Origin of the sequence: Streptomyces sp. S063, assembly GCF_002832675.1 — a bacterium.
In the GTDB taxonomy this organism is placed as follows: Bacteria; Actinomycetota; Actinomycetes; order Streptomycetales; family Streptomycetaceae; genus Streptomyces; species Streptomyces sindenensis.
This window is the reverse complement of sequence record NZ_CP021707.1, coordinates 5,089,732-5,113,008: the sequence shown is the minus strand read 5'-3', so window position 1 is coordinate 5,113,008 and position 23,277 is coordinate 5,089,732. Positions and strand designations below refer to the sequence as shown.

The 23,277-nt window shown below is 73.2% G+C and carries 24 protein-coding genes; 9 read left to right on the top strand and 15 right to left on the bottom strand.

Annotation, left to right across the window (positions count from 1 at the left end; genetic code table 11):
* Positions 1–42: 42 nt before the first annotated feature.
* Positions 43–1,176 (top strand): Mrp/NBP35 family ATP-binding protein, encoded by a 1,134-nt coding sequence (locus CCZ36_RS23790; protein ID WP_079134365.1) that lies wholly within the window; start codon positions 43–45, stop codon positions 1,174–1,176.
* 91 nt (positions 1,177–1,267) lie between these two features.
* Here CCZ36_RS23790 and CCZ36_RS23785 read toward each other — a convergent pair whose 3' ends face one another.
* The 5 genes from CCZ36_RS23785 to sigE form a co-directional block, all read right to left on the bottom strand.
* Positions 1,268–1,939, bottom strand: a complete 672-nt coding sequence (locus CCZ36_RS23785) for a hypothetical protein (protein WP_128818518.1) — start codon at positions 1,937–1,939, stop codon at positions 1,268–1,270.
* A gap of 126 nt (positions 1,940–2,065) precedes the next feature.
* Positions 2,066–2,566, bottom strand: coding sequence for a sec-independent translocase (locus CCZ36_RS23780; protein ID WP_069744694.1), 501 nt, complete (start codon positions 2,564–2,566; stop codon positions 2,066–2,068).
* A gap of 155 nt (positions 2,567–2,721) precedes the next feature.
* Positions 2,722–4,506 (bottom strand): S1C family serine protease, encoded by a 1,785-nt coding sequence (locus CCZ36_RS23775; protein WP_128818517.1) that lies wholly within the window; start codon positions 4,504–4,506, stop codon positions 2,722–2,724.
* Between the two features lie 92 nt (positions 4,507–4,598).
* On the bottom strand, positions 4,599–5,666 hold the full coding sequence (locus CCZ36_RS23770; protein ID WP_128818516.1) for an anti-sigma factor family protein: 1,068 nt from the start codon (positions 5,664–5,666) through the stop codon (positions 4,599–4,601).
* Positions 5,663–6,424 carry an RNA polymerase sigma factor SigE gene (gene sigE / locus CCZ36_RS23765; protein WP_176734646.1) on the bottom strand — a complete coding sequence of 254 codons (762 nt, stop codon included), beginning with the start codon at positions 6,422–6,424 and terminating at the stop codon, positions 5,663–5,665. The genes CCZ36_RS23770 and sigE overlap by 4 nt, the downstream gene beginning before the upstream one ends.
* A gap of 177 nt (positions 6,425–6,601) precedes the next feature.
* Here sigE and CCZ36_RS23760 point away from each other — a divergent pair, with 177 nt between their 5' ends.
* Positions 6,602–7,267, top strand: a complete 666-nt coding sequence (locus CCZ36_RS23760) for an O-methyltransferase (protein WP_069740235.1) — start codon at positions 6,602–6,604, stop codon at positions 7,265–7,267.
* Between the two features lie 104 nt (positions 7,268–7,371).
* Here CCZ36_RS23760 and CCZ36_RS23755 read toward each other — a convergent pair whose 3' ends face one another.
* Positions 7,372–7,539, bottom strand: coding sequence for a DUF3117 domain-containing protein (locus CCZ36_RS23755; protein WP_003966491.1), 168 nt, complete (start codon positions 7,537–7,539; stop codon positions 7,372–7,374).
* A 316-nt stretch (positions 7,540–7,855) separates the two neighbouring features.
* Here CCZ36_RS23755 and CCZ36_RS23750 point away from each other — a divergent pair, with 316 nt between their 5' ends.
* Positions 7,856–8,668, top strand: a complete 813-nt coding sequence (locus tag CCZ36_RS23750) for an enoyl-CoA hydratase/isomerase family protein (protein ID WP_069740234.1) — start codon at positions 7,856–7,858, stop codon at positions 8,666–8,668.
* Positions 8,669–8,675: 7 nt separating this feature from the next.
* Here CCZ36_RS23750 and CCZ36_RS23745 read toward each other — a convergent pair whose 3' ends face one another.
* Entirely contained in the window at positions 8,676–9,269 is a 594-nt protein-coding gene (locus tag CCZ36_RS23745) for a DNA-3-methyladenine glycosylase I (protein ID WP_069740233.1), read from the bottom strand.
* A gap of 52 nt (positions 9,270–9,321) precedes the next feature.
* Positions 9,322–9,735, bottom strand: a complete 414-nt coding sequence (locus tag CCZ36_RS23740) for a cell division protein DivIVA (RefSeq protein ID WP_443069848.1) — start codon at positions 9,733–9,735, stop codon at positions 9,322–9,324.
* A 132-nt stretch (positions 9,736–9,867) separates the two neighbouring features.
* On the opposite strand from CCZ36_RS23740, the gene folP reads away from it, so the two are divergent.
* The gene (gene folP, locus CCZ36_RS23735) at positions 9,868–10,740 is read left to right on the top strand and encodes a dihydropteroate synthase (protein WP_069740231.1); all 873 of its coding nucleotides are present in this window, start codon (positions 9,868–9,870) and stop codon (positions 10,738–10,740) included.
* A 121-nt stretch (positions 10,741–10,861) separates the two neighbouring features.
* On the opposite strand, the gene CCZ36_RS23730 is transcribed toward folP, so the two are convergent.
* Positions 10,862–11,647, bottom strand: a complete 786-nt coding sequence (locus CCZ36_RS23730) for a TIGR00730 family Rossman fold protein (RefSeq protein WP_069740230.1) — start codon at positions 11,645–11,647, stop codon at positions 10,862–10,864.
* A gap of 103 nt (positions 11,648–11,750) precedes the next feature.
* Positions 11,751–12,842, bottom strand: coding sequence for a succinyl-diaminopimelate desuccinylase (dapE, locus tag CCZ36_RS23725; RefSeq protein WP_069740229.1), 1,092 nt, complete (start codon positions 12,840–12,842; stop codon positions 11,751–11,753).
* Positions 12,843–12,904: 62 nt separating this feature from the next.
* Here dapE and CCZ36_RS23720 point away from each other — a divergent pair, with 62 nt between their 5' ends.
* Both CCZ36_RS23720 and CCZ36_RS23715 read left to right on the top strand, forming a co-directional pair.
* Positions 12,905–13,831: a hypothetical protein gene (locus tag CCZ36_RS23720; RefSeq protein WP_176735321.1), complete on the top strand. Its 927-nt coding sequence runs from the start codon at positions 12,905–12,907 to the stop codon at positions 13,829–13,831.
* 290 nt (positions 13,832–14,121) lie between these two features.
* Positions 14,122–14,589: an ATP-binding protein gene (locus CCZ36_RS23715; RefSeq protein ID WP_128818514.1), complete on the top strand. Its 468-nt coding sequence runs from the start codon at positions 14,122–14,124 to the stop codon at positions 14,587–14,589.
* Positions 14,590–14,722: 133 nt separating this feature from the next.
* Here the strand turns inward: CCZ36_RS23715 and dapC are convergent, their stop codons facing one another.
* Positions 14,723–15,817, bottom strand: a complete 1,095-nt coding sequence (gene dapC, locus CCZ36_RS23710; protein ID WP_128818513.1) for a succinyldiaminopimelate transaminase — start codon at positions 15,815–15,817, stop codon at positions 14,723–14,725.
* A 106-nt stretch (positions 15,818–15,923) separates the two neighbouring features.
* Positions 15,924–16,244: a ferredoxin gene (gene fdxA, locus CCZ36_RS23705; RefSeq protein WP_007446848.1), complete on the bottom strand. Its 321-nt coding sequence runs from the start codon at positions 16,242–16,244 to the stop codon at positions 15,924–15,926.
* 117 nt (positions 16,245–16,361) lie between these two features.
* Here fdxA and CCZ36_RS23700 point away from each other — a divergent pair, with 117 nt between their 5' ends.
* The 3 genes from CCZ36_RS23700 to CCZ36_RS23690 all read left to right on the top strand — a co-directional run bounded on the left by CCZ36_RS23700 (position 16,362) and on the right by CCZ36_RS23690 (position 19,249).
* A complete protein-coding gene (locus CCZ36_RS23700) occupies positions 16,362–17,357 on the top strand; it encodes a GNAT family N-acetyltransferase (RefSeq protein WP_128818512.1) in 996 nt (331 codons plus the stop codon).
* A gap of 100 nt (positions 17,358–17,457) precedes the next feature.
* The gene (locus CCZ36_RS23695; RefSeq protein WP_069743483.1) at positions 17,458–18,339 is read left to right on the top strand and encodes a transglutaminase-like domain-containing protein; all 882 of its coding nucleotides are present in this window, start codon (positions 17,458–17,460) and stop codon (positions 18,337–18,339) included.
* A gap of 304 nt (positions 18,340–18,643) precedes the next feature.
* A complete protein-coding gene (locus CCZ36_RS23690; protein ID WP_069740223.1) occupies positions 18,644–19,249 on the top strand; it encodes a response regulator transcription factor in 606 nt (201 codons plus the stop codon).
* Here CCZ36_RS23690 and CCZ36_RS23685 read toward each other — a convergent pair.
* The 3 genes from CCZ36_RS23685 to CCZ36_RS23675 form a co-directional block, all read right to left on the bottom strand.
* On the bottom strand, positions 19,218–21,089 hold the full coding sequence (locus CCZ36_RS23685; RefSeq protein ID WP_128818511.1) for an ATP-binding cassette domain-containing protein: 1,872 nt from the start codon (positions 21,087–21,089) through the stop codon (positions 19,218–19,220). The two genes, CCZ36_RS23690 and CCZ36_RS23685, sit on opposite strands and share 32 nt — an antisense overlap.
* Positions 21,086–23,014: an ABC transporter ATP-binding protein gene (locus tag CCZ36_RS23680; RefSeq protein WP_237302733.1), complete on the bottom strand. Its 1,929-nt coding sequence runs from the start codon at positions 23,012–23,014 to the stop codon at positions 21,086–21,088. Before CCZ36_RS23680 ends, CCZ36_RS23685 begins: the two co-directional genes overlap by 4 nt.
* A gap of 96 nt (positions 23,015–23,110) precedes the next feature.
* A complete protein-coding gene (locus tag CCZ36_RS23675) occupies positions 23,111–23,242 on the bottom strand; it encodes a SapB/AmfS family lanthipeptide (protein ID WP_003966507.1) in 132 nt (43 codons plus the stop codon).
* Positions 23,243–23,277: the final 35 nt, after the last annotated feature.

Here is a 23,277-nt window from a genome sequence, read left to right as displayed (position 1 = left end):
GGGCTACCCGTCCGTGGCCCCGCGCGCCGTAACATAGTCTGTATGGCTACGGAAGACGCGGTGCTTGAGGCACTGTCGACAGTGAACGACCCGGAGATCCACCGCCCGATCACCGAGCTGGGCATGGTGAAATCGGTCGAGATCGATCCTGACGGTGTAGTCGCTGTCACCGTGTATCTCACGGTCTCCGGCTGCCCGATGCGCGACACGATCACCCGGAACGTGACCGAGGCGGTCGCCCGGGTCGAGGGTGTCTCGCGCGTCGAGGTGACCCTCGACGTCATGAGCGACGAACAGCGCAAGGAGCTGGCGGGCGCGCTGCGCGGCGGCACCGCCGAGCGGGAGGTGCCCTTCGCCCAGCCCGGATCGCTGACCCGGGTGTACGCGGTCGCCTCCGGCAAGGGCGGCGTCGGCAAGTCCTCGGTGACGGTGAACCTCGCCGCGGCGATGGCCGCCGACGGGCTGAAGGTCGGCGTCGTGGACGCCGACATCTACGGGCACAGCGTGCCCCGGATGCTGGGCGCGGACGGCAAGCCCACCCAGGTCGAGAACATGATCATGCCGCCGTCCGCACACGGCGTGAAGGTCATCTCCATCGGGATGTTCACCCCGGGCAACGCGCCCGTGGTCTGGCGCGGTCCGATGCTGCACCGGGCACTCCAGCAGTTCCTCGCCGATGTGTACTGGGGCGATCTGGACGTCCTGCTGCTGGACCTGCCGCCGGGCACCGGCGACATCGCGATCTCGGTGGCGCAGCTCGTGCCGGGCGCCGAGATCCTGGTCGTCACGACCCCGCAGCAGGCGGCGGCCGAGGTGGCCGAGCGGGCGGGCTCGATCGCCGTGCAGACCCACCAGAAGATCGTCGGCGTGGTGGAGAACATGTCGGGCATGCCGTGCCCGCACTGCGACGAGATGGTCGACGTGTTCGGCTCGGGCGGCGGCGCGCGGGTCGCGGAGGGGCTGACGCGGACAGTCGGCGCCGAGGTGCCGGTGCTGGGCTCGATCCCGATCGACGTACGGCTGCGCGAGGGCGGCGACGAGGGCAAGCCGGTCGTCCTGTCCGACCCCGACTCCCCGGCCGGCAGCGCGCTGCGGGCGATCGCACGGAAGCTGGGCGGCCGTCAGCGCGGCCTGTCGGGCATGTCCCTGGGCATCACCCCGCGCAACAAGTTCTGACGCACCCACGTCCACACGGACGACAGGGCGGGCCGGTGGTCGTCCGGCCCGCCCTGTCGCGTGCTCGTCGTGCTCCGGGCTCGCGCCGTTGTTACGCGTACGTCTCGATGTCCTTGATGACCGCGAAGCCGAGACCGTACGCGCTCATCCCCCGGCCGTACGCGCCGATGTGCACGCCCTCGTGGGCGGATCCGGCGAGGACCCAGCCGAACTCGGACTCGCGGTAGTGGAACTCCACCGGAACCCCGTCCACCGGCAGGAAGAGCGTCGTCCAGGGCGCGCTGCCGAGGTCGTCGGCGAGGGTGAAGGCCGTCTCGGTCTGCTGGTCCAGCCAGTCGTCGCGCAGGGTGTGGTCCATCTGCGGCGGCCACGTGTACGCCAGCAGGCCCGAGCCCGCGAGCCAGGCCGCCGAGGACACCGTGGTGGCGTCCAGCACGCCCGTACCGTCGCCGCTGCGCCGTACGGGGCTCGCGGCCACCGTGATCACCGCGGCGAACCGCTCCTTGTCGGCGGAGCCGTCCGACTTCACCGACGGCTCGTCACCGTGGCCCGTCGCACCGTGCTGCACGGTCCCGTCGGCCGCGGTGCCGACCTGCATCAGCCAGCGCGGGCCCGTGAAGGCCTCGTCCAGCCCGTACCAGGGGAAGGTCGCCGCCAGATAGCCGTCGGCGGCCCGCCGGGCCGTAGGGGCCTCCTGCGGCTCCCCCTCCGCCGTGGCCGTGCCCGGGACACCGTCCGTATCAATCCGACTCGTCGTCTCCATGTGCGCGGCCGCCTCCTCGATCGGTCAAGATCCGGAGCGGCCCGCCCCCCGCGGGCTTGGGCGTCCTCGCAACCGGACAGATGGAGAATAGCGATACCGTCCGGACGAGTCGGGATTGACCAGGGCTCAGGTGGCGTCGGAGTCGAACGGCGGGCGCTCGGGCGGATTCGGTGCGGGAGCCTTCTTCAGCAGGTCAGGAGCGGTGTCACCGGTCTTGGTCAGGCTGGTGGAGGGGGCGCCGGACGACGCGCCCGCAGAGCCGTTCGCCGCACTGTTGGCGGTATCGGACGCGGCCGGGGTGCGGCCGTTGACGGCGTCGGTGACCTCGGCCAGATCCTTGCGCAGGTCGAAGCTCTCGCGGATCTCCTTCAGCCCCAGGTCGTCGTTGCCGTCCATCAGCTGCTTGCGGACGAACGTCTTGGGGTTGAGGTCCTCGAACTCGAAGTCCTTGAACTGCGGGCCCAGCTCGGAGCGGATGTCTTCCTTGGCGCTGTCCGAGAACTCGCGGATCTTGCGGATGGTGCGCGTGACGTCCTGGATCAGCTTGGGCAGCTTGTCGGGGCCGAAGACCAGCACGGCCAGCACCCCGAGCGTCAACAGCTCCAGTGCGCCTATGTCATTGAACACCTTGTTGCTCCTCGTGTTCTCCGCGTGTTCTCCGTGCGATCGCGGCCCGGGGCCGCCTGCTGCCCGGACCGCTCAAAGGTACCTGTCGAAGGTGTCCGGGCGGTACCTCGCGGTGGCGCGCACGTGCCGGGTGCCGTGCCGACTCACGAGCCGGATCATGTGCCGCTCGCCGAGCCGAGCTTCAGGGTCACGGTCCGTTCCTCGCCGCCGCGGGTCAGCTTGAGGTCGAGATCGTCGCCGGGGCGGTGGGCCCGGATCTTCACGATCAGCTCCTCGCCGCTGTGCACGCGCTGGCCCTCGACCTGCGTGATGATGTCGCCGGACCTGATGCCCGCCTTGTCCGCGGGACCGTCCTTGGCGACGGCGGGTCCGCCGTCGGCGCCCTTCGTGCCGACCTTGGCCCCGTCGCCGGTGTACTTCATGTCCAGCGTGACGCCGATCACCGGGTGGGTGGCCTTGCCGGTGCTGATCAGCTCCTCGGCGACGCGCTTGCCCTGGTTGATGGGTATGGCGAAGCCGAGGCCGATGGAGCCGGACTGGCCGCCGGACTCGGGGCCCCGGCCGCTGTCGGCCGCGCGGATGGCGCTGTTGATGCCGATGACGTGGGCTTGGGAGTCGACGAGGGGGCCGCCGGAGTTGCCCGGGTTGATCGGGGCGTCGGTCTGGAGGGCGTCGACGTAGCTGATGTCGCTGCCGTCGCCCTTGTCGCCGCCCGCGGTGATCGGCCGCTGCTTGGCGCTGATGATGCCCGAGGTCACCGTGTTGGACAGGTCGAAGGGGGCGCCGATGGCCACCACGGGGTCGCCGACCTGGACGTTGTCGGAGTTGCCCAGGGGCAGGGGCTTGAGACCGGAGACGCCGCGGACCCGGACGACCGCGAGGTCGTAGCCGCTGTCCTTGCCGACGAGCTCGGCGGAGGCCGTCTCGCCGGTGCTGAACGTGACGGTGATGTCGCCGCTGGATCCGGCCGGGGCGACGACGTGGTTGTTGGTGAGGATGTGGCCCTGGCCGTCGAGGACGAAGCCGGTGCCGGTGCCGGACTCGGCGGTGCCGCTGACGTGCAGGGTGACCACGCTGGGCAGGGCGCTGGCGGCGATGCCGGCGACGCTGTCGGGGGCCCGGTCGCCGCTGTCGCGGCCGGCCTGGGGCAGTTCGACGGTGGTCAGCCCGCCGTTGCGCTCGATATACGCGCCGACTCCACCGCCGATGCCGCTGGCGACCAGGGCCAGCAGGAGCACCCCGACGAAGGCCCCGCCGCGGCGCTTCTTCCTCCGGCCGGGCTCGGCGCCCCCGGGCGGACCGGGCCGGGTCAGCGGCTGCCCGGGAGCGCCCCAGGGGTCGTACTGGAGCCACTGCGTCGACCGGGGCTGCAGCTCGTGCCCCGGGTGGCCGGGCCGGCGCTGCTCGTGGGCCGCCGCCGCGTGCGGGGCATGCGGGGCGTTCACGTGGGCCTGGGACTGCGGGGGCGGCGGCGCGAAGGCGTCGGTGGCCGCGGGCGGGGGCGGCGCGAAGCCGCCGGTGGGCCGGCCGTGCGGGGACGTGTGGCCGTCGGCCGGGGCCGGGCCGGAGCCGTTCGTCGCGGCGTACTGCGGTCCTCCGGCCTCCGGCGGTACGACGGTGCCGTGGGCGGGGGTCGGCCGCTGCACCGGCGGGGCGGGCGCCCAGGGACCAGGGCCGCCGTAGGGCGGGGTGCCGTACTCATCGGGCTCATGCAGCGGCTGCCCGGCCGGACGCGGGTGCGGAACCACCTGATCCGGGGCGGCCGGGGCCGCGTCCGGGACAGCCGGAGCCGGCGGCGCCTGGTCCGGGGCGGCGGGCTCCACCGGCTTCGGCGCGCCGGCCGGGGCCGGGACGCTGTGCGGCTCCGGGTGGTCGGCACGCCTCGCCGTGGGGCGGCTCCACCACTTCGCCTGCGGCCCGGTGGGCTTCCCGTCGTCCATGCTCTCCCCGCAACTGGCCTCTGTTGTACGCCCCACAGAGGCGTCCCTCACCGGAATTCAACCAGGTTTGCGAAACCCTGCGCAGGGTCCCGTCAGGGCCGGGGGGAAAGCGGGCTCGCCAGATCGTTGGCGGGCGTGCCCGGGGGCGGCTTCGAGGACAGCGAGGAGGGAACCGTCTTGGGCACCCCACCGCTGCCGAGCGCCGCCGCCAGCAGCGGCGTGGCGGAGGTCGCCGGGCGTATCAGCGGCGGCACGGACACGTTCAGCACGGGGAGCATGAACGGGTGTCCGCCCGACGTCGAAGCGCCGAACAGCGGCGGAGCGGTCGGAGGTCCCTGCCGGTTCACCGGAGGGGTGACGGCCGGAGCCACCGGGGTGCCGGTGAGCGACGGGGGCACCGTGTTCGTCCCGGTCCCGGCGTTGCCGGAGCCCGGCCGTTCGGCCGCCCGGCCGTTACCGGTCACCGCGAGAACGCCGCCGCCCCGGCGGCTGACCGCCGTGGCGCCGTTCTCGGCGCGGGTCCCGGCGTCGAGCGGGGTGACGTTGTTCCCGGCGCCCTCGGCGCGCAGGGCGGATTCGGGGCCGGAGTCCAGCGACAGGGTGCCGCCCAGCGCGATGGCGGCGAGGGAGACGGCGCTGGCCGCGGCGAACGCGAAACGCCGTCCGCGCCAGGGCGAGCGGTCCGCGTCACGGCCCACCTCGTGTATGCGGAAGGCCGAACCGGCGGCCGCCCCGCCGCGCAGCACGGCGGTGGAGCCGTGGGCAGCCGGGAGATAGCCGAAACCGTCCAGCGGGGAGGGCCGGGTGTCGGCGCGCGTGCTGCCGACGGAGGGCCGCAGGCCGGGGAAGAACTCGTCGGCGAAGGGCCCGCGGCCGCCGAACGGTCCACCGGCGCCGTTGTCGTCGCCGCCGGGGCCCCCGGGAAGGCCCTGGAGGCGGGCCAGGAACCCCTCGGAGGGCGAGGGTGAGGCGGACATGGCGAAGGCGCTCTTGAGGCGGCGCTGGGCGTCGGCCTCGGCCTTGCACTTGGCGCAGGTCGCCAGGTGGGCCAGGACCCGCTCACGGGCGTCGTGTTTCAGCTCGCCGTCGACCAGCGCGGCGAGCCGGTCCCCCAGGTGCGCTTCGGCAGGGGTGGGACCGGTGGGTCCTGTGCCACTCACGCCGGTCCGCCCTCCCCCGCCAGGACCGCGTCCGCCAGGGAGCGCTGCTCGGCGCGGGCCTCGGGCGAACGGTGCTTGAGCGCCTTGCGCAGATGCGAACGGCCGCGGTGGATCCGGCTGCGGACGGTGCCCAGCTTCACCCCGAGGGTCGCGGCGATCTCCTCGTAACTCAGGCCCTCGATGTCGCAGAGAACCACGGCCGCGCGGAATTCGGGCGCGAGGGTGTCGAGCGCCTGCTGCACGTCGGCGTCGAAGTGGGTGTCGTTGAAGATCTGCTGCGGGGACGGCTCACGGCTCGGCAGCCGCTCGGCCGCGTCGTCGCCGAGCGAGTCGAAGCGGATGCGCTGCTTGCGCCGGACCATGTCCAGGAAGAGGTTGGTCGTGATGCGGTGCAGCCAGCCCTCGAAGGTGCCGGGGGTGTACGTCGACAGCGAGCGGAACACCCGGACGAAGACCTCCTGGGTCAGGTCCTCGGCGTCGTGCTGGTTTCCCGTCAGACGGTAGGCAAGGCGGTACACGCGACCGCTGTGCGTGCTGACGATCTCTTCCCATGAGGGCGGGGTCCACGCCTGAGAGTCCGCATCAGAGGCGAAGGTCGCGGTCGGTGCGGAGTCTTCGGAAGAACGGTCAGCAATGTTGGTCACGGATTTCGGCTCACCGGCCGACCTGAGCAGGCGCCGCAGCACCCCTCCCCGGTCCACAGGCGCAGCCGCACCTCCCCTATCGGCTCTGGTGGTGTCCAGTGGAGCCCCTACCATAGCCACCTCGCCCGTTAGCTCCGGATAAGCCTTTTCCCTGTTGGGGCCGGGCGTCACCCGGGACTTCCACCCAGCTCACCGGACCGATCCGCGGACCCGGTCGCTGCGCTTTCCCCACTCCTTGCACAACGCCCGGTCCCATCTGCGGGTTCCCGGGTCCAGCGGATACAGTCACCGTTGCGCCAACTACGGGGACAGGAGAGGGTCATTACCGCCAACCGGCAGACGAGCTGGGCGTTCGCCGACGCCTTTGTCGCCGAGGACGAAGCACTGCACGTGGCCCGGGAGCGGGCTCACGAGCTGGGACTTCGCCCGGTGTCACCGGGTACCGGCGCCGCGCTGCGCCTGCTGGCCGCCGCCGCGGACGCCAAAGCGGTGGCGGAAATCGGCACGGGCACCGGCGTGTCCGGCATCTACCTCCTGCACGGAATGCGGCCGGACGGGGTCCTGACCACGGTGGACCCCGAGCCCGAGCGTCAGCAGTTCGCCCGGGAGGCGTTCCGCGCGGCGGGTTTCGCCACCAACCGGGCCCGGTTCATCCCCGGTCGCGCCCTGGACGTCCTGCCCCGGCTCGCGGACGGCGGTTACGACCTCGTCTTCTGCGACGGCGACCGGCTGGAGAGCCTCGATGTGCTCGCTGAATCGTTGCGCCTGCTGCGTCCGGGCGGTCTGGTCTGCTTCGAGGGCGTCTTCGCGGACGGCCGCACCATCGACTCGGCCGCCCAGCCGGCCGAGGTGCTGCGGCTGCGGGAGCTGCTGCGCGCGGTGCGCGAGAGCCAGGAGCTGATGTCGACCCTGCTGCCGGTCGGCGACGGGCTGCTCTGCGCGGTCCGGCGCGGCTGAGCGGCGCGGGACCGGGGACCGGGGACCGGGCACGAGCGGAACGCACCACTGCCCGGCACGGAGACCGTGCCGGGCAGTGGTGGAAGGTGATGGGGCGTTCCGCGTCAGCCCACGACTTTCTTCAGCGCGTCGCCGAGGGCATCGGCCTCGTCCGGGGTCAGCTCGACAACAAGCCGACCGCCGCCTTCGAGCGGAACGCGCATGACGATGCCCCGCCCCTCCTTTGTCACCTCGAGCGGGCCGTCGCCCGTCCGCGGCTTCATGGCCGCCATGCTCGTTCCCCTTCCTGAAACCAGCTCATCGCAACCGGCGGCCCCATGACAGGCGCTGCCTCACCGGCATCGAACACATTGCTTCTTCGCCATTATCCCGCATCAACGACCCCGATGACCAACATCGGTCTGCATCGCTTGCGCAACGCGCTCTCTCAAAACCACCCAATTCGGCGATCCGGCTGCGATACTGCGCCGCCCCGGACCCCTGGGTGAGGGCCAATTGTTAGACGCAGGTCACATCTCTGCCCCGGTCCGCGTCGGCCATGCTTGCCTGCAAGGAGCAACGATGCCCGAGCAGCGAGGGGAAAACGGAATGACCGACGAGCAGGCGAACACCGTTCTGTACGACGTGAGCGAGGGGCTCGCGACGATCACGCTCAACCGGCCCGACGCGATGAACGCGCTGAACACGGCGGCGAAGGTCGCGCTCCGGGACGCCCTGCTGGAGGCGTCGGCGGACTCGGCGGTACGGGCGGTGCTGCTCACGGCCACCGGGCGCGCCTTCTGCGTCGGCCAGGACCTCAAGGAGCATGTCGCCACGCTCATGGCGACCCGCGAGGCGGGCGACGGCAACGCGCTGAGCACCGTACGGGAGCACTACAACCCGATCGTGCGGGCGATCACGGAGATGCCGAAGCCGGTCGTCGCCGGGGTGAACGGGGTCGCGGCCGGAGCCGGGTTCGGTTTCGCGCTGGCGGCCGACTACCGGGTGGTCGCGGACACCGCCTCCTTCACCACCTCGTTCGCGGGCGTCGCGCTCACGGCGGACTCGGGCGTGTCCTGGACGCTGCCCCGGCTGATCGGGCAGAGCCGCGCCGCCGACCTGCTGTTCTTCCCCCGGTCGATCTCCGCCCAGGACGCGCTGGAGCTGGGGATCGTCAACCGGGTCGTCCCGGCCGACGAGCTGGCCGGACAGGCCGCGGCGGTGGCCCGCACCCTGGCCGCCGGCCCCACGGTGGCGTACGCGGCACTGAAGGAGTCGATGGCGTACGGCGCCGGGCACACGCTCGCCGAGACGCTGGAGAAGGAGGACGAGCTCCAGACCCGGGCGGGCGCGTCGCAGGACCATACCATCGCGGTGGAGGCCTTCCTCGCCAAGGAGAAGCCGGTCTATCTGGGCAAGTAGCCGCGGCTCAGCTCGGTGTGCTGCCGCCGCCGCGCGCCACGCAGTCCGCGAGGTGGTCGTCCACCAGTCCGCAGGCCTGCATCAGCGCGTAGGCGGTGGTGGGGCCGACGAAGCGGATCGAACGCTTCTTCAGCGCCTTGGCGAGCGCGGTGGACTCCGGTGTGACGGCCGGGACGTCCGACAGCGTGCGCGGGGCGGGCCGGCCGGCCGGGTCGGGGGCGTAGGACCAGATCAGCTCGTCCAGCTCCCCGGCCGACCAGCCGGCGAGCACCTTCGCGTTGGCGAGGGTCGCGTCGACCTTGGCCTTGTTGCGGATGATCCCCGGGTCGGCCAGGAGCCGTTCCCGGTCGGCGTCGGTGAACTTCGCGACCGCCTCGATCCGGAATCCCTCGAAGGCGGTACGGAAGGTCTCGCGGCGGCGCAGGATCGTGAGCCAGGAGAGCCCGGACTGGAAGGCCTCCAGGCAGAGCCGTTCGAACAGGGCGTCGTCCCCGTGGACCGACCGGCCCCACTCGGTGTCGTGGTAGGTGAGGTAGTCCTCGGTGGACAGGCCCCAGGGGCAGCGCAGTCCGCCGTCCGGGGCGGGGAGGGCGGCGCTCATCGGCCGTCCTCCTCGGTGCGGTCCGGGCCGTCCGGGGCGGGGAGGGCGGCGCTCATCGGCCGTCCTCCTCGGTGCGGTCCGGGCCGTCCGCGCGGTCGGCCGGTGCCGCCGCGGGCCGGTCGCCGGGCTGCTTGAACAGGTCGGTGCCCGTCGTCACGGCAGCCGCCCGGTCCCCGGCCAGGGTGGATTCCAGCTCCGCGATCCGGGCGTCGCGCTCGGCCAGCTCGGCACCGAGCCGGGACAGCGCCTCGTCGACGTCCACCATCCGGTAGCCGCGCAGCGCCATCGGCAGCCGCAGCGCCTCGATGTCCGCCCGCCCGACCGGGCGGGCCGCGGGCAGCGGGTCGGTGAACCTCTCGGGCGGTACGTCCTGGAGCACCGCGCTCCCACCGCCTCCGACCACCGCGAGGGTGACCGCGGTGACGACCACGACCATCGTGAGCAGCAAGAACCAGAACACGCGCATCTCCCCGGGGGCGGAAACCTCGTCCGGCTCCGATCGTGCCATGCGGCACCGACAGGTCGGGGCCGGGCCACGAAAGGCCGTAGGGTCGGCAGGCGGGTCGTAGGCGGTTGTCCGAGGAGGAGGAAAGACGGGATGCGCAGCGGTGCACTCAGGCTGGGGCGGCGGGAATTCGGTCCCCACGAGCCGGTGATCATGGCGATCGTGAACCGGACCCCGGACTCCTTCTACGACCGGGGCGCCACGTTCCGGGACGAGCCGGCGCTCGCCCGGGTCGAGCAGGCGGTGGCCGAGGGCGCCGCGATCATCGACATCGGCGGGGTGAAGGCGGGGCCCGGCGAGGAGGTGACCGCCGAGGAGGAGGCGCGCCGCACGGTCGGGTTCGTCGCCGAGGTCCGCCGCCGCCACCCGGACGTGGTGATCAGCGTGGACACCTGGCGGCACGACGTGGGCGAGGCGGTCTGCGAGGCCGGGGCGGATGTGCTGAACGACGCGTGGGGCGGGGTGGACCCGAAGCTGGCGGAGGTCGCCGCGCGGTACGGGGCGGGGCTCGTGTGCACGCACGCGGGCGGCGCGGAGCCGCGGACGCGGCCGCACCGGATCGCGTACGACGACGTCATGGCGGACATCCTGCGTGTGACGGTGGGGCTCGCGGAGCGGGCGGTGGAGCTCGGGGTGCGGACGGACGGGATCATGATCGATCCGGGTCATGACTTCGGGAAGAACACCCGGCATTCGCTGGAGGCGACGCGGCGCCTCGAGGAGATGGCGGAGACCGGGTGGCCGGTGCTGGTGTCCCTGTCCAACAAGGACTTCGTGGGCGAGACGCTGGACCGGCCGGTGAAGGAGCGGGTCATCGGGACGCTGGCGACGACGGCGGTGTCGGCGTGGCTGGGGGCGCGGGTGTACCGGGTGCATGAGGTGGCGGAGACGCGGCAGGTTCTGGACATGGTGGCCTCCATCGCCGGGCATCGGGCTCCGGCGGTGGCCCGGCGGGGGCTGGCGTAGATCTGCCGCCGCGTTGTCGCCTCCTCGGCGGGCGGGGCCCGGGGCGCCGCCCCTGGACCCCGCTCCTCAAGCGCCCAAGGGGCTGAGCCGACCGGGCCCGCAGTGGCCCGGCCCAAAATGGTTACCGGCCGACTTCCTTCGTGACCAGCATCACCGCTTCCTCCACGTCGTCCGTCACGTGGAACAGCAGCAGGTCCTTCTCCGAGGCCTTGCCCTGGGCCACCACCGTGTCGCGGAGCCAGTCGACCAGGCCGCCCCAGTACGCCGTGCCGAACAGGACGATCGGGAAGCGGGTGACCTTGCCGGTCTGGACCAGGGTGAGGGCCTCGAAGAGTTCGTCCAGGGTGCCGAGGCCGCCGGGCAGGACCACGAAGCCCTGGGCGTACTTCACGAACATCGTCTTGCGGACGAAGAAGTAGCGGAAGTTGACGCCGATGTCGACGTGCGGGTTGAGGCCCGACTCGAAGGGCAGCTCGATGCCGAGGCCGACGGAGACGCCCTTGGCCTCCCGGGCGCCCTTGTTGGCCGCTTCCATCGCGCCCGGGCCGCCGCCGGTGATCACCGCGAAGCCCGCGTCGACCAGGGCCTTGCCGATCGCCACCCCGGCCTCGTACTCCGGTGATCCGGCGGGGGTGCGGGCCGAGCCGAAGACGCTGATCGCGCTCGGCAGTTCGGCGAGCGCGCCGAAGCCCTCGACGAACTCCGACTGGATGCGCATGACCCGCCAGGGGTCGGTGTGCACCCACTCGGAGTCGCCCTCGGAGTCCAGCAGCCGCTGATCGGTCGTGCCGGGCTGGACCTGCTCCCTGCGGCGCAGGACCGGGCCCAGCCACTGTTCCTCGGGGCTGACCGCTCCCTCGGGAACCTCCGCGCCCTCGGGGATCCGTGCGTCCTCGGCGTTGCCCATGTTCCGCTCCCTCCACCGACCTGCTTCGTGCTGGGTCGTACGTGTCGTGCTGCGTGCGGCCAGCGTAGAGCGGCGGAGGTTACGTACGGGGGAATGCCGTGCGTCAGCCGGTCAGCCAGGAGCGGAGGCGGTCCTCGCAGTGGGTGATCTTCTCGACGGCCACGTGCTCGTCGCGCTTGTGGGCGTACATCGGGTCGCCGGGTCCGTAGTTCACCGCGGGAACGCCGAGCGCGCCGAAGCGGGAGACGTCGGTCCAGCCGAACTTGGGCCGTGCCGTGCCGCCGACGGCGGTCATGAACGCCTGGGCGGCGGGGTGGGAGAGGCCGGGCATCGCGGCGCCGGAGTGGTCGTCGATGACGATCTCGGTCACTGGGCAGTCGGCGAAGACCTCGCGGACGTGGGCGATGGCCTCCTCCTCGGTGCGGTCGGGGGCGTAGCGGTAGTTGACGACGACGGTGCAGGCGTCCGGGATGACGTTGGTGGCGACGCCGCCCTCGATGCCGACCGCGTTGAGGCCCTCGTGGTATTCGAGGCCGTCGATGACGGGGCGGCGGGGCTCGTACGCGGCGAGGGCGGCCAGGATCGGGGCGGCGGCGTGGATCGCGTTGGACCCCATCCAGCTGCGCGCCGAGTGGGCCCGCTCCCCCGTGGTCCGCAGGTGGACCCGCAGGGTGCCCTGGCAGCCGCCCTCGACCTCGCCGTCGGAGGGCTCCAGCAGGACGGCGAAGTCCCCGGCGAGCCACTCGGGGTGCGCGTCGGCGATGTGGCCGAGTCCGTTGAGGTGGGCGGCGACCTCTTCGTTGTCGTAGAAGATGAAGGTCAGGTCGCGGTTGGGTTCGGGGACCGTGGCGGCGATCCGGAGCTGGACGGCGACGCCGGACTTCATGTCGGAGGTCCCGCAGCCCCAGAGGACGCCGTTCCCGTCGAGGCGGGAGGGGACGTTGTCGGCGATCGGCACGGTGTCGATGTGCCCCGCGAGGACGACGCGCTCGGCGCGGCCCAGGTTCGTGCGGGCGACGACGTTGTTGCCGTACCGGTCGACGGTGAGGTGCGGCAGGGTGCGCAGGGCCGATTCGATCGCGTCGGCGAGGGCCTTCTCCTCCCCGCTGACCGAGGGGAAGTCGACGAGCCGGGCGGTGAGCGCCGGTCCGTCCAGGGTGAGGTCAAGGGCGGGGGCAAGGGTGCTGTCGGCCATGGACCCGACCCTAAGGGACTTGGGTATCGGCCCCGCCCGGGGCCTCCAGTACGGTGGGCCCCGTGTCCAGGACAGTCAGCCCTCGCCGACGACGCCTCTTCCGCTACGGGGCCGCCTTCGCCGTGCTCGCGGCGCTCGGCGGATATCTGGCCGTGCAGTACGACTCCTCCGGTTCGAAGAACCCGCCGCGCTGTGTCGTGGAGGCGAAGGACGGGGACGAGGGCGAGACGCAGCGCTACGAGATGAGCCTGGCCCAGGCCGTCAACGCGGCGACGATCTCGGCGGTGGGCACCACTCGGGGGATGCCCGAGCGGGCGGTGACGATCGCGCTGGCGACCGCGCTCCAGGAGTCCACGCTCCGCAACATCGACTACGGGGACCGGGACTCGGTGGGCCTGTTCCAGCAGCGGCCCTCGCAGGGCTGGGGCACCGTGGAGCAGATCATGGACCCGGTCTACTCGGCCGGGAAGTTCTACGAGGGCCTGGCCGAGGTGCCGGGCTATTCGCGCCTCCCGCTGACCGTGGCCGCGCAGCGCGTGCAGCGCAGCGGGTTCCCGCAGGCGTACGCGAAGCACGAGCCGGACGCCGCGCTGCTCGCGGCCGCGCTGACCGGGCGCAGGGCGGCCTCGTTGAACTGCACTCCGTCGACGGCCACGGCCGAGGGCCCGGGGGATGCCGGGCGGGTGCGGGCCGAGTTGGTGCGGGCCTTCGGCAAGGACGTGCTGCCCGCCGCGAAGGCCGCGGGCGCGTCCGCCGCCTCGACCGTCTCGGTGCCCGTCCCGGCGACCTCGGCGCGGGCCGAGGACAAGGCCTCGCCGCGGCGCGGCTGGGAGCTGGCGCACTGGGCCGTGGCGCAGTCCGAGGCGCTGCGGATCGAGCGCGTGAGCTATGCGGACCGGGTCTGGGACGCCGGCACGGGCTGGCGGACGGAACGCGCGAAGAACAAGGAAACGGGCACGAACGCGGTCAGGATCCAGGTCGTTCAGTAGTACGCCCCGTCCCTCGTTCGGGCCATGGGGGCCACATCCCCAAGCTCTTTCCACCACCCTCCCCGCAGTCGCGCAGCCTTGCTCCGATTCCCTTGCCGCACAAGGGAAGTGACGGTTCATCGGGTCTCGGCGGTATGGATTGTTTGCCCGGGTTCTTCCGCTGCGGATAATCGGACCCATTACTCAGTCTTTACCTTCGCCCACCGCAACCTTCCCCTCCCCCGAAGCGGTTGTCAGTGCGTCCGATCACCGGACAAGGAAATTCGTGCACAACCCGCTGAAGGAGCATCATGTCCCTCCCCCTGACCCGTCGGATCGCTCGTGCCGCGCTGCTGATCGCCGCCGGCGCGACCCCCGTGGTCGGTGCGGCCGGTGCCGCGAGCGCCGCAGATCTCCCGGCGGCCCCCGAGCTGGGCGGCCTGACCGCACTGGACGGCGCGAACGCGGGCGACACCCTGGACAGCGCCGCCCGGCAGGGCACCCAGGCCGCCGGTGAGACCGGTGGCCGACTCGTCGGGACCGCGCTCCCGGCGGCGGGCGAGACCGTCGGCAAGTCCGCCAAGGTCGCCGTCCCGGCCGCCCAGGAGACCGCCGGCCAGGCCGCGGGCAACGCGGGCCAGGCGGTCGGCGGGGTGGCCGAGGCCGCCGGTGGCGGTCTGCCCACCGACGGCCTCGGCGAGGGGCTGCCCACCGACAGCCTCGGCAAGGGCGGTCTGCCCACCGACGCCCTGCCGCTGAACGGCCTGCCGATCGGCTGACCGGATCACCCACACGCGAGCGGGCCTGAGGAGTGCGCACTCCTCAGGCCCGCTCGCGTCGTCCGGGCCCCGCTTGTCCGGGTCCCCGCGTCGTCCGGGGCCCCGCGTACCCAGGCCCTCTCTCGCGTCCGGGTCAGGACAGGCGCTTGACCGCCGCCGCCACCCGCTCGTCCGTCGCGGTGAACGCCACCCGGACGAAGCTCGCGCCCGCCGGGCCGTAGAAGTCGCCGGGCGCGACCAGGATGCCCCGCTCCGCGAGGTACGCCACGGTGTCCCAGCACGGCTCGTCGCGGGTCACCCACAGGTAGAGGCTCGCCTCGCTGTGCTCGACCCGGAAGCCGTGCGCCTCCAGGGCCCCGCGCAGGGCCAGGCGCCGGTCGGCGTACCGGGCGCGCTGCTCGGAGACGTGCACGTCGTCGCCGAGGGCGGCGACGGTGGCGGCCTGGACCGGGGCGGGCGTCATCATCCCGCCGTGCTTGCGGATCAGCAACAGCTCACCGAGGACGGCCGCGTCGCCCGCGATGAACGCGGCCCGGTATCCGGCCAGGTTGGAGCGCTTGGAGAGGGAGTGGACCGCCACGATGCCGTCGTAGTGGCCACCGCAGACGTCCGGGTGCAGCACCGAGACCGGTTCGGCGTCCCAGCCCAGCTCCAGGTAGCACTCGTCGCTGAAGACGAGGACGCCGTGCTCGCGCGCCCAGGCCACGATCCGGGTCAGCTCGTCCTTCGACAGCACCTTGCCGGTGGGGTTGGACGGCGAGTTGAGCCAGAGCAGCTTCAGCCCCGCCGGGTCCAGCTCGGTCGGGTCGTCGTAGACGACGGGCTCCGCGCCGCAGAGCCGGGCGCCGACCTCGTACGTCGGGTAGGCGAGCCGGGGGTAGGCCACCTGGTCGCCCGCGCCGAGCCCGAGCTGCGTCGGCAGCCAGGCCACCAGTTCCTTCGAGCCGACGACCGGCAGCACGTTGGCGTGGCTGACGCCGACCGCACCGAGGCGGCGCTCCACCCAGCCGGTGAGCGCGTCCCGCAGGGCCTCGGTGCCCCACACCGTCGGGTAGCCGGGGCTGTCCGCGGCGGCGACCAGCGCCCGCTGGATCAGCTCGGGGACCGGGTCGACCGGGGTGCCGACCGACAGGTCCACGATGCCGTCCGGGTGGGCCTGGGCCGTCGACTTGTAGGGCGCGAGCTTGTCCCAGGGGAAGACGGGGAGGCGGGAGGAGACTGCGGACACGGAGCTCTGCTTTCTCGGGGGGTTCGGATACGGCGGCACGGGGAAACGGCTCGGTCCCGCACGGGACGAGCCGTACGGGACCGGGCTGCGCGCGTGGTGCCGCCGCTTACTGGTTCTGCGGCGGCAGTCCGGCGATGAACGCGTGGTCGCGCTCGATGAGACCGAGCTTGGAAGCACCGCCCGGCGAGCCGAGGTCGTCGAAGAACTCGACGTTCGCCTTGTAGTAGTCCTTCCACTCCTCCGGAGTGTCGTCCTCGTAGAAGATGGCCTCGACCGGGCACACCGGCTCACAGGCTCCACAGTCGACGCACTCGTCCGGGTGGATGTACAAGGACCGCTGGCCCTCGTAGATGCAGTCGACGGGGCACTCTTCGATGCAGGCCTTGTCCTTCACGTCGACACAAGGCTGCGCGATGACGTAGGTCACGCTGTCGTTCCTCCTCGGTAGGGCGTTGGCTCTCGCGCGGGAGCGCGGCGTCGTCGATGCCCGCCCCTAGTATCTCCGTTCTCGGGCACGATCCGAACAGGAGGGGCGGACAGAGCTGTGGAATTCACCATCGGCGGACGGCTGGAAGTCCGCATCACACCCGCTGACGTGGGCAAACGCGTATCCGTGCGGCGTCGGACGAACAGTGGCGGCACGGGCGTGGAGTTCACCGACGTGGTCGGCGTGCTCACATCATGGAACGACGGTGTGATGGCGATCACACAAAGGAGCGGGGAATCCGTCCACATCGTGGAATCTTCCCTGGTCGCGGGCAAGGTCGTACCCGCCGCCCCGGCCCGGCGGCGGGGTCCCGCCGCCTCCTTCGAGGAGCTGGCGGCCGTCACCGCGCGCGCCTGGCAGCCGGTGGAGAACGAAACGCTGGGCGACTGGCGGCTGCGCGCGGCCGGGGGTTTCACCCGGCGCGCCAACTCCGCACTTCCGCTCGGCGATCCGGGTCTGCCGCTCGGCGAGGCGCTCGGGCGCGTCCGCCGCTGGTACGAGGAGCGGGGTCTGCCCGCGTACGTCCAGACGGCGACCGGGGCCGAGGGCACGCAGGAGTTGTTGTGCGCCGAGCTGGAGGGACACGGCTGGCGGCGCGAGGTGTCGGCGGAGGTGCGGATCGCCGCGCTGGCCCCGGTCGGTGACCGGGAGGCGGATGTGTCCGCGGTCCGGCTGACCCGGGAGCCGGACGCGGCCTGGCTCGCCCGCTACCAGCGGTTCTCCACCCCCGGCCCGCATGTGCTGCGGGTGCTGGGCAGCGGCCCTTCGGTCTGGTTCGCCACGGTGCCGGGCAGCGGCGACGCGCCGGACGCGATCGGCCGGTGTGTGGTGGACGGCCGGTGGGCGGGGTTCATGGCCGTGGAGGTCGCGCCGGAGCAGCGGCGGCGCGGGCTGGCCACGGCGGTGATGGCCGCGCTGGCCGGCCGGGCGCTGGACGAGGGCGCCTCGGCGGCCTGGCTCCAGGTCGAGGAGGACAATGAGGGGGCGCGGGCGCTGTACGACGGCATGGGGTTCGCGGGCCATCACCGGTACCACCACTACCGCTCGGCGTGAGGGGGCACGCGGCGGACTCCGGGGGCCGGGACCGGGGCCGGCGTCGTCACGGGGGCCGGGGCCAGGGCGGGAACAGGACGGGCAGGAACGTGGGTCGGACATGAGCGGGCTGGATTCCGGGGCGGCCGATCGGCGGCGGCAGTTCGCCGAGGAGGCCCGGTCCGAGCGGCCTGACCTCGCCCTCCTCTGCCTGCTGCTGGGCGCGGAGGCCGGACCGGTCGGACCGGCCGAGGTCGTCCCGGTGACTCCGGGGGAACCCGTCCCCGACCCGTACGGCTTCGATGCCGCGCAGATCGAGCTGGACCGGCTGGCGGGGCTGCTGCCCCACGGCTCCCGCTCCCCCGCCGACTGGGCCTCGGCGCTGGCCGAACTGCTGGGTGAGCGCTGCGGATTCGGCGGCTCCTCGGCCGACTACCAGCGGCTGGACTCCTCGCTCCTCCAGCAGGTGCTGCGCCGCCGCCGGGGCCTGCCGATCCTGCTGTCCGTCGTCTGGATCGAGGTCGCGAGGAGGGCGGGCGCACCGGTGTGCGGGGTCGCGCTGCCCGGGCACTTCGTGGTCGGCTTCGGCGACCTGGAACACCTGGTTCTGGCCGATCCGTTCGCCGGGGGCGCGCCGCTGTCCGACCGGGACGCGGAGCTGCTGGTGAGGGGGGCGACCGGGGCGCCGCTGGAGCCGTCGATGATGGTGCCGGCCCGTCCGCTGGAGATCGTGCTGCGGATCCTGAACAACATCCGGGCGTGGGCAGCGGCCCGGCCCGAGCGCACGGATGTGGCCCTGTGGGCGGTGGAGCTGTCGCTGCTCCTGCCCTCGCACCCGGCCAGGCTCCGCTACGAGCACGCCCAGCTCCTGGTCCAGCGCGGTGAGTTCCTGCGCGGGGCGGCGGAGATGGAGGAATATGCGGAGGTCCTCGCCGGGATCGAGCCGACGGCGGCCGAGAACATCCGGCGCAAGGCCCGGGCGGCGCGCGCCCTGCTGAACTGAACCCCGCCTTCCGGTAAAGGCTCCCGCGGATCGGCGGTTCCGTGGACATGCCGGTCCGCGGAAATCTGCCTGACCTCACTCGTGCAAGCACCCCGGCCGTGAACGAGAGGAATGGGGCCGTGAGCGACGTGCGCTCCCGGTTTACATCCGAACGCCCCCTTCCGCGCCCAACAGCCGCGTTATTCGGCCGGTTCGTCGGCGTAGACGAATGCCCATGCGCTCAACTGGAAACCCGTCACGGGGCGCGCACGGCCCATCGCATTCCGCGTTGGGCGGCCGGAAGAGAAGAGCTGAGGGCAGATTGATGACAACCGTGCTGCTGGTCCACACCGTGCCGTTGTGGCGCGCGTCGCTGGCCTCGCTCCTCGGCACGGGGCGGGGCATAGAGGTTCGCACCGCCGAACGCGGTGCGATACAGGCCGCCTTGCACGGAACCGGCCCCGATGTGCTGCTCACCGACCTCGACTGTCCGGGCGCACGGGACGTACTCGCCGAGGTGAAGACGGCCACCGCACCGCACGGAGGAACGTATCCCCTCGCCGTGCTCACCTGTAGCGACCAGCCGCGCGGCCTGCGGCGGGCGTACGAGGCGGGGGCGCTCGGCTACATCGACAAGTACCGCCCGGTGGACGATCTCTCCGAGGTGATGCACAAGCTGGCGGACGGCGGACGGCATATCGACGAGTCGCTGGCCTTCAGTCTCCTCCAGGTGGCCGACATGCCGTTGTCGCCGAGGGAATTGAGCGTGCTCTCGATGGCCGAGGAGGGTGACAACGTGGCGGGGATAGCCGCGCGGCTGCATCTGACCCCGGGAACGGTCCGCAATTACCTGGCCGCCGCCATCCGGAAGTCCGGGGCACGGAATCGGCTGGACGCGATCAGACGGGCGAAGGAGGCGGGGTGGATCTGACGATGCCGCGCTCGTCGTCCCGCCGCCGCTCGTGCCGCCGCGCTCCCCGCTCTTCCGGCCGCGGTCCTTGCGGTCCTTCCGGTTCCCAGAGGCCGGACAGGTCGCGGTAGAGGGCACTGGAGCGCAGGAGTTCGGCGGGGGTGCCGCACCGGGTGCGCGGGCCGTCCATCACCAGGGTGCGGTCGGCGCGACGGGCCGAGCTGAGCCGGTGCGCGACGACGACGAGTGCGCCCGGCAGGGCGGCGAACGCCAGCTCGGCGCGGGTCTCGGCGGCCGGGTCGAGCCGGCTGGTGGCCTCGTCGAGGATCAGCAGCGGCGGTGCGGCGAGATAGGCGCGGCCGAGGGCTACGAGCTGCCGTTCGCCCTGGGAGAGCCGGCCCGGTTCGACGGCCGCGTCGAGGGAGCCGAGCCGGGAGAGCAGCGCGTCCAGGCCGACCGCGTCCGCCATGGCCGCGATCTCCTGGTCCCGGGCGTCGGGCCGGAGGTAGCGGAGGTTGTCCCGCAGCGTCCCGCTGAACACATAGGCGTGCTGGGGCAGCAGGACGCGTACGGCCGTGGCGTCGGCCGGCCTCGCCGGGCGCCCCCGCCACCGCACCGCTCCCCCGGTGGGCCGCTCGGTCCCGGCGAGGACGGCGGCCAGGGTCGACTTGCCACTGCCGCTCGGGCCGACGACCGCCAGGTGCTCGCCCGCCCCGACCGTCAGCGAGAGCCGGTCCAGAACGGGGTGGGCGCGGGGCCCGTAGGCGAAGGTGACCGCGTGGAGCTCGGCGACCGGGGCGTCCCGGTCGGGGGGTGGAGGAGGCGACGGGTCCTCGTGAGAGGTGGCCGGGGCCGGTTCCTCGGCGGGCGGGGGCGGGGCGTCCGTGAAACGGTCCAGGACCACGACGAGGCGGCCGCCCGCCGTGCCCAGCATGGTCATCAGCGCCTGGACCGCAGGGGCGAGCGCCTGGGTGAGGTAGGTCAGCGCACCGACGAGACCGCCCGGCGTGAGCCCGTTCCGCAACAGCCAGGGCGCGCCCAGGAGCAGCAGGAGCGGGGGGAACCGGCCGCAGACCGCGAGGGCCACCACCCGTACGGCCGACCAGCGGGCCAGCGAACGGGAGGCGGCGAGCTGCGTGTCGGCGAGGGCCCGGGACTCGGCCACCGTCCGTTCGGCGGTCCCGGCGGCGGCGATGTCCCTCACGGAGGCGGCGAGCTCGCCCGCGTGGGCGGCGTACGCCTCGTCGGCGGCGAGGTAGGCGCGCTGGCGGGCGGCCATCGGCGGCAGGGTGCCGAGGAACAGGGCGGCCCCCAGGACCAGCGGCGGCAGCACGATCAGGAGGAGGGCGGGTGAGAGGGCCAGCAGGCCGGTGACGGCTCCGGCGGCCGTGAACACGAACGACCGCAGGGTCAGGACGAGTCCGGCCCAGCCGTCCCGGGCGATCTCACTCTGATGGGTGACCTGGGAGAGGGACCGGGTGCTGACGTCGCCGGAGCCGCCGAGCGCGCCGGACAGCGCCCGCGCCACCGCGCGCCGCACCAGCCCGTCGCGCAGCGGCTCCACCAGGTCGGCGAGCCGGCCGAACACGCCTCGGGCGGCGAGCACGGAGGGCAGCACGGCGACGGCGGCGACGGCCAGCCAGAGGAGGCCGGACGCCGGACGTCCGGCGAGGAAGCCGTCGTCGAGGGCGCGGGCGACCCCGTATCCGCTGAGGAAGGTCTGCGCGAACTCCAGCAGGGACCATCCGACCAGCCGCAGGATCGCCCCGGTGCGCGCCCGCAGGAAGGGCCGGGCCTCGCGGGCGACCCGGCGCAGAGCCGTGTCGCGGGCGGGGCGCGCCGGGGCGTGGCCGGGCTTCATCGGGTCTCCGCTGCGGCGAGAGGGGAAGGTGCGGTGGTGTCCGTACTGGTGGCGGTGGTGTTCGTACCGGTGGCCGTGGTGTTCGTACTGGTGGCGGTGGTTTCCGTACCGGTGACGGTGGTGTTCGTACCGGTGGCCGTGGCGTCGGCTGTGGCGTCCGCGCCGCTGCTTCCGGCGGCCGTCGTGCCGCCTGTACCGCTGCTGCCCGTACCGCTGCTGCCCGTGCTGAAGACCGCCCGGTAGTCCGGGTCCTGCCACAGCTCGTCGTGGCGGCCCGTCGCGCGGAGCCGGCCGTCCTCCAGCCAGGCGACCCGGTCCGCCCGCGCGGCCGAGGAGAGCCGGTGGGCGACGATGATCCGGGTGCACTGCCCCGCCCGCGCGTCGAGGGCGCGGCGGACGTGGTGCTCGGTCACGGTGTCGAGGCTCGACAGCGCGTCGTCCAGGATCAGCAACCGGCCCGGATGGGCGAACGCGCGGGCCAGCCCCAGGCGTTGGCGTTCGCCGCCGGAGAGCGGGGCGTCGGCCACCGGGGTGGCGTACCCGTACGGGAGCAGCGCGAGGAACCCGTCGGCGCGGGCGGCGCGGGCCGCTTCGCGTACGGCGTCGGACGAGGCGGTCCAGGGGCCGTGGGCGATCGTGTCCTCGACGGTGGTGCCGAGGAGGGCGGGGCGGGCGAAGGCGTACGCCACCTCGCGGCGGAGCCGGGCCGGTTCCATGGCGTCCAGCGGGACGCCGTCCAGCAGCACGCTGCCGGTGTCCGGGTCGAGCAGCCGCCCGGCGACCGCGGCGAGCTGGGACTTGCCGGAGCCGGAGCGTCCGACGACGGCCAGGGACGTGCCGCCGGGGACGGTCAGGTGGACGCCGGTCAGCAGGGGGTGGCCGTCCTGTGCCACGCCGACGTCCCGGAGTTCGAGGTGTCCGGGGGCGTCGGGGACCGGGCCCAGGCCGCGGTGCGGCAGCGGGGCGAGGGTGAGGAGGGGGTCGAGGCTCCGGGCGGCGGCGCGGCTGCGGGCCAGGGAGCCGAGCGCTCCGGTGAGGGCGCCGATGCCGACGGCGAGGCTCGCGTAGCGGGAGGCGGCGACGAGGTCGCCGACGCCGATCGCGCCCGCGGCGAGCCGGAGTCCGGCGACCGCGAGGACCAGCAGCATGAGCAGGGGCAGCAGGAGTCCGCTGCGGCCGACGGCCCGCCCGTACACGGTCCAGGTCCGGCGGCCGTGGTCGGCGAGGGCGGCCAGGGGTTCCAGGACGCGGCGGTGTTCGCGGGCTCCGGTGCGGGCGGCGCGGATGGTGTCGGCGCCCTCCAGGGCTTCGGTGAGCCGGTGGGCGATGAGCGACTGGGCGCGCTGGTAGTCGGCCCCGGCGTCGGCGGTGTGCCGGGTGAAGGTGCGCAGCAGGGCGACGAGGAGCGGCGCGCCCAGGAGGAGGGCGGCGGCCGTCCAGACGTCGATGAGGAAGAGGCCGACGAGCGCGCCGAGCGGAAGCAGGACGCCCGCGACGGCTCCGGCGGCGGTGACGGGCGCGGACGCGGCGTCGGCGGTGCGGGCGGTGAGCCGGGCGGTGAGGTCACCGGTGGGCAGGGCGAGGGCCCTGCGCGGTTCGGCGGCCAGGATCCGGGCGGCGGTGCGGGTGCGCAGGGACGCGGTGAGCCGGGCGGTGGTGGTCGTGCCGGTCACGGCGGCCGCCGCGTCGAACCCGGTCTCGGCGAGGGTCAGGGCGGCGCAGAGCAGCAACCCGGACCAGGGCACGGGTCCGCCGGAGACGAGCCGGTCGACGGTGTGGCCGAGGGCGGCGGGCAGGGCGAGGGCGGCGAGCGCCCCGCCGGTGGAGCAGAGGAACAGCCAGGTGAGGGCGGCCGGGTGGAGCCGGGCGAGCCGCCGGACGCCGGACGCCTCGCCGGGGCTCGGGTCCGGGGGCGGCAGCGGCACGGGCTCGCCTTTCGGATCGGTCGGCGGGACGGCCCCTGGGGGCACGTGGCCGGCCGGCCCGTCGGTGGTGCGCACCGACGGGCCGGCCGGGGCGGGTCACGGGGTGCAGAGGACCACGCTGAGGGAGCTGTACTCACAGACCAGCAGCGAGACCTGGCTGCCCGTGGCGAGCTCGCCGAAGGAGTCCTCGGCCGGGGTGTCCATCGCCTGAAGGTCGAGAAGGGCCATGATGTGTCCTTTCGGGGACGGTTGCTTACTGAACG

Excerpts from the sequence above, each read along its gene's own strand:
- CCZ36_RS23790 (WP_079134365.1), top strand. The coding sequence starts at position 43 with ATGGCTACGGAAGACGCGGTGCTTGAGGCACTGTCGACAGTGAACGAC.
- CCZ36_RS23785 (WP_128818518.1), bottom strand. The coding sequence starts at position 1,939 with ATGGAGACGACGAGTCGGATTGATACGGACGGTGTCCCGGGCACGGCC.
- CCZ36_RS23775 (WP_128818517.1), bottom strand. The coding sequence starts at position 4,506 with ATGGACGACGGGAAGCCCACCGGGCCGCAGGCGAAGTGGTGGAGCCGC.
- sigE (WP_176734646.1), bottom strand. The coding sequence starts at position 6,424 with ATGGTAGGGGCTCCACTGGACACCACCAGAGCCGATAGGGGAGGTGCG.
- CCZ36_RS23755 (WP_003966491.1), bottom strand. The coding sequence starts at position 7,539 with ATGGCGGCCATGAAGCCGCGGACGGGCGACGGCCCGCTCGAGGTGACA.
- CCZ36_RS23750 (WP_069740234.1), top strand. The coding sequence starts at position 7,856 with ATGACCGACGAGCAGGCGAACACCGTTCTGTACGACGTGAGCGAGGGG.
- CCZ36_RS23745 (WP_069740233.1), bottom strand. The coding sequence starts at position 9,269 with ATGAGCGCCGCCCTCCCCGCCCCGGACGGCGGACTGCGCTGCCCCTGG.
- CCZ36_RS23740 (WP_443069848.1), bottom strand. The coding sequence starts at position 9,735 with ATGCGCGTGTTCTGGTTCTTGCTGCTCACGATGGTCGTGGTCGTCACC.
- folP (WP_069740231.1), top strand. The coding sequence starts at position 9,868 with ATGCGCAGCGGTGCACTCAGGCTGGGGCGGCGGGAATTCGGTCCCCAC.
- CCZ36_RS23730 (WP_069740230.1), bottom strand. The coding sequence starts at position 11,647 with ATGGGCAACGCCGAGGACGCACGGATCCCCGAGGGCGCGGAGGTTCCC.
- dapE (WP_069740229.1), bottom strand. The coding sequence starts at position 12,842 with ATGGCCGACAGCACCCTTGCCCCCGCCCTTGACCTCACCCTGGACGGA.
- CCZ36_RS23715 (WP_128818514.1), top strand. The coding sequence starts at position 14,122 with ATGTCCCTCCCCCTGACCCGTCGGATCGCTCGTGCCGCGCTGCTGATC.
- CCZ36_RS23695 (WP_069743483.1), top strand. The coding sequence starts at position 17,458 with ATGAGCGGGCTGGATTCCGGGGCGGCCGATCGGCGGCGGCAGTTCGCC.
- CCZ36_RS23690 (WP_069740223.1), top strand. The coding sequence starts at position 18,644 with ATGACAACCGTGCTGCTGGTCCACACCGTGCCGTTGTGGCGCGCGTCG.
- CCZ36_RS23685 (WP_128818511.1), bottom strand. The coding sequence starts at position 21,089 with ATGAAGCCCGGCCACGCCCCGGCGCGCCCCGCCCGCGACACGGCTCTG.
- CCZ36_RS23675 (WP_003966507.1), bottom strand. The coding sequence starts at position 23,242 with ATGGCCCTTCTCGACCTTCAGGCGATGGACACCCCGGCCGAGGACTCC.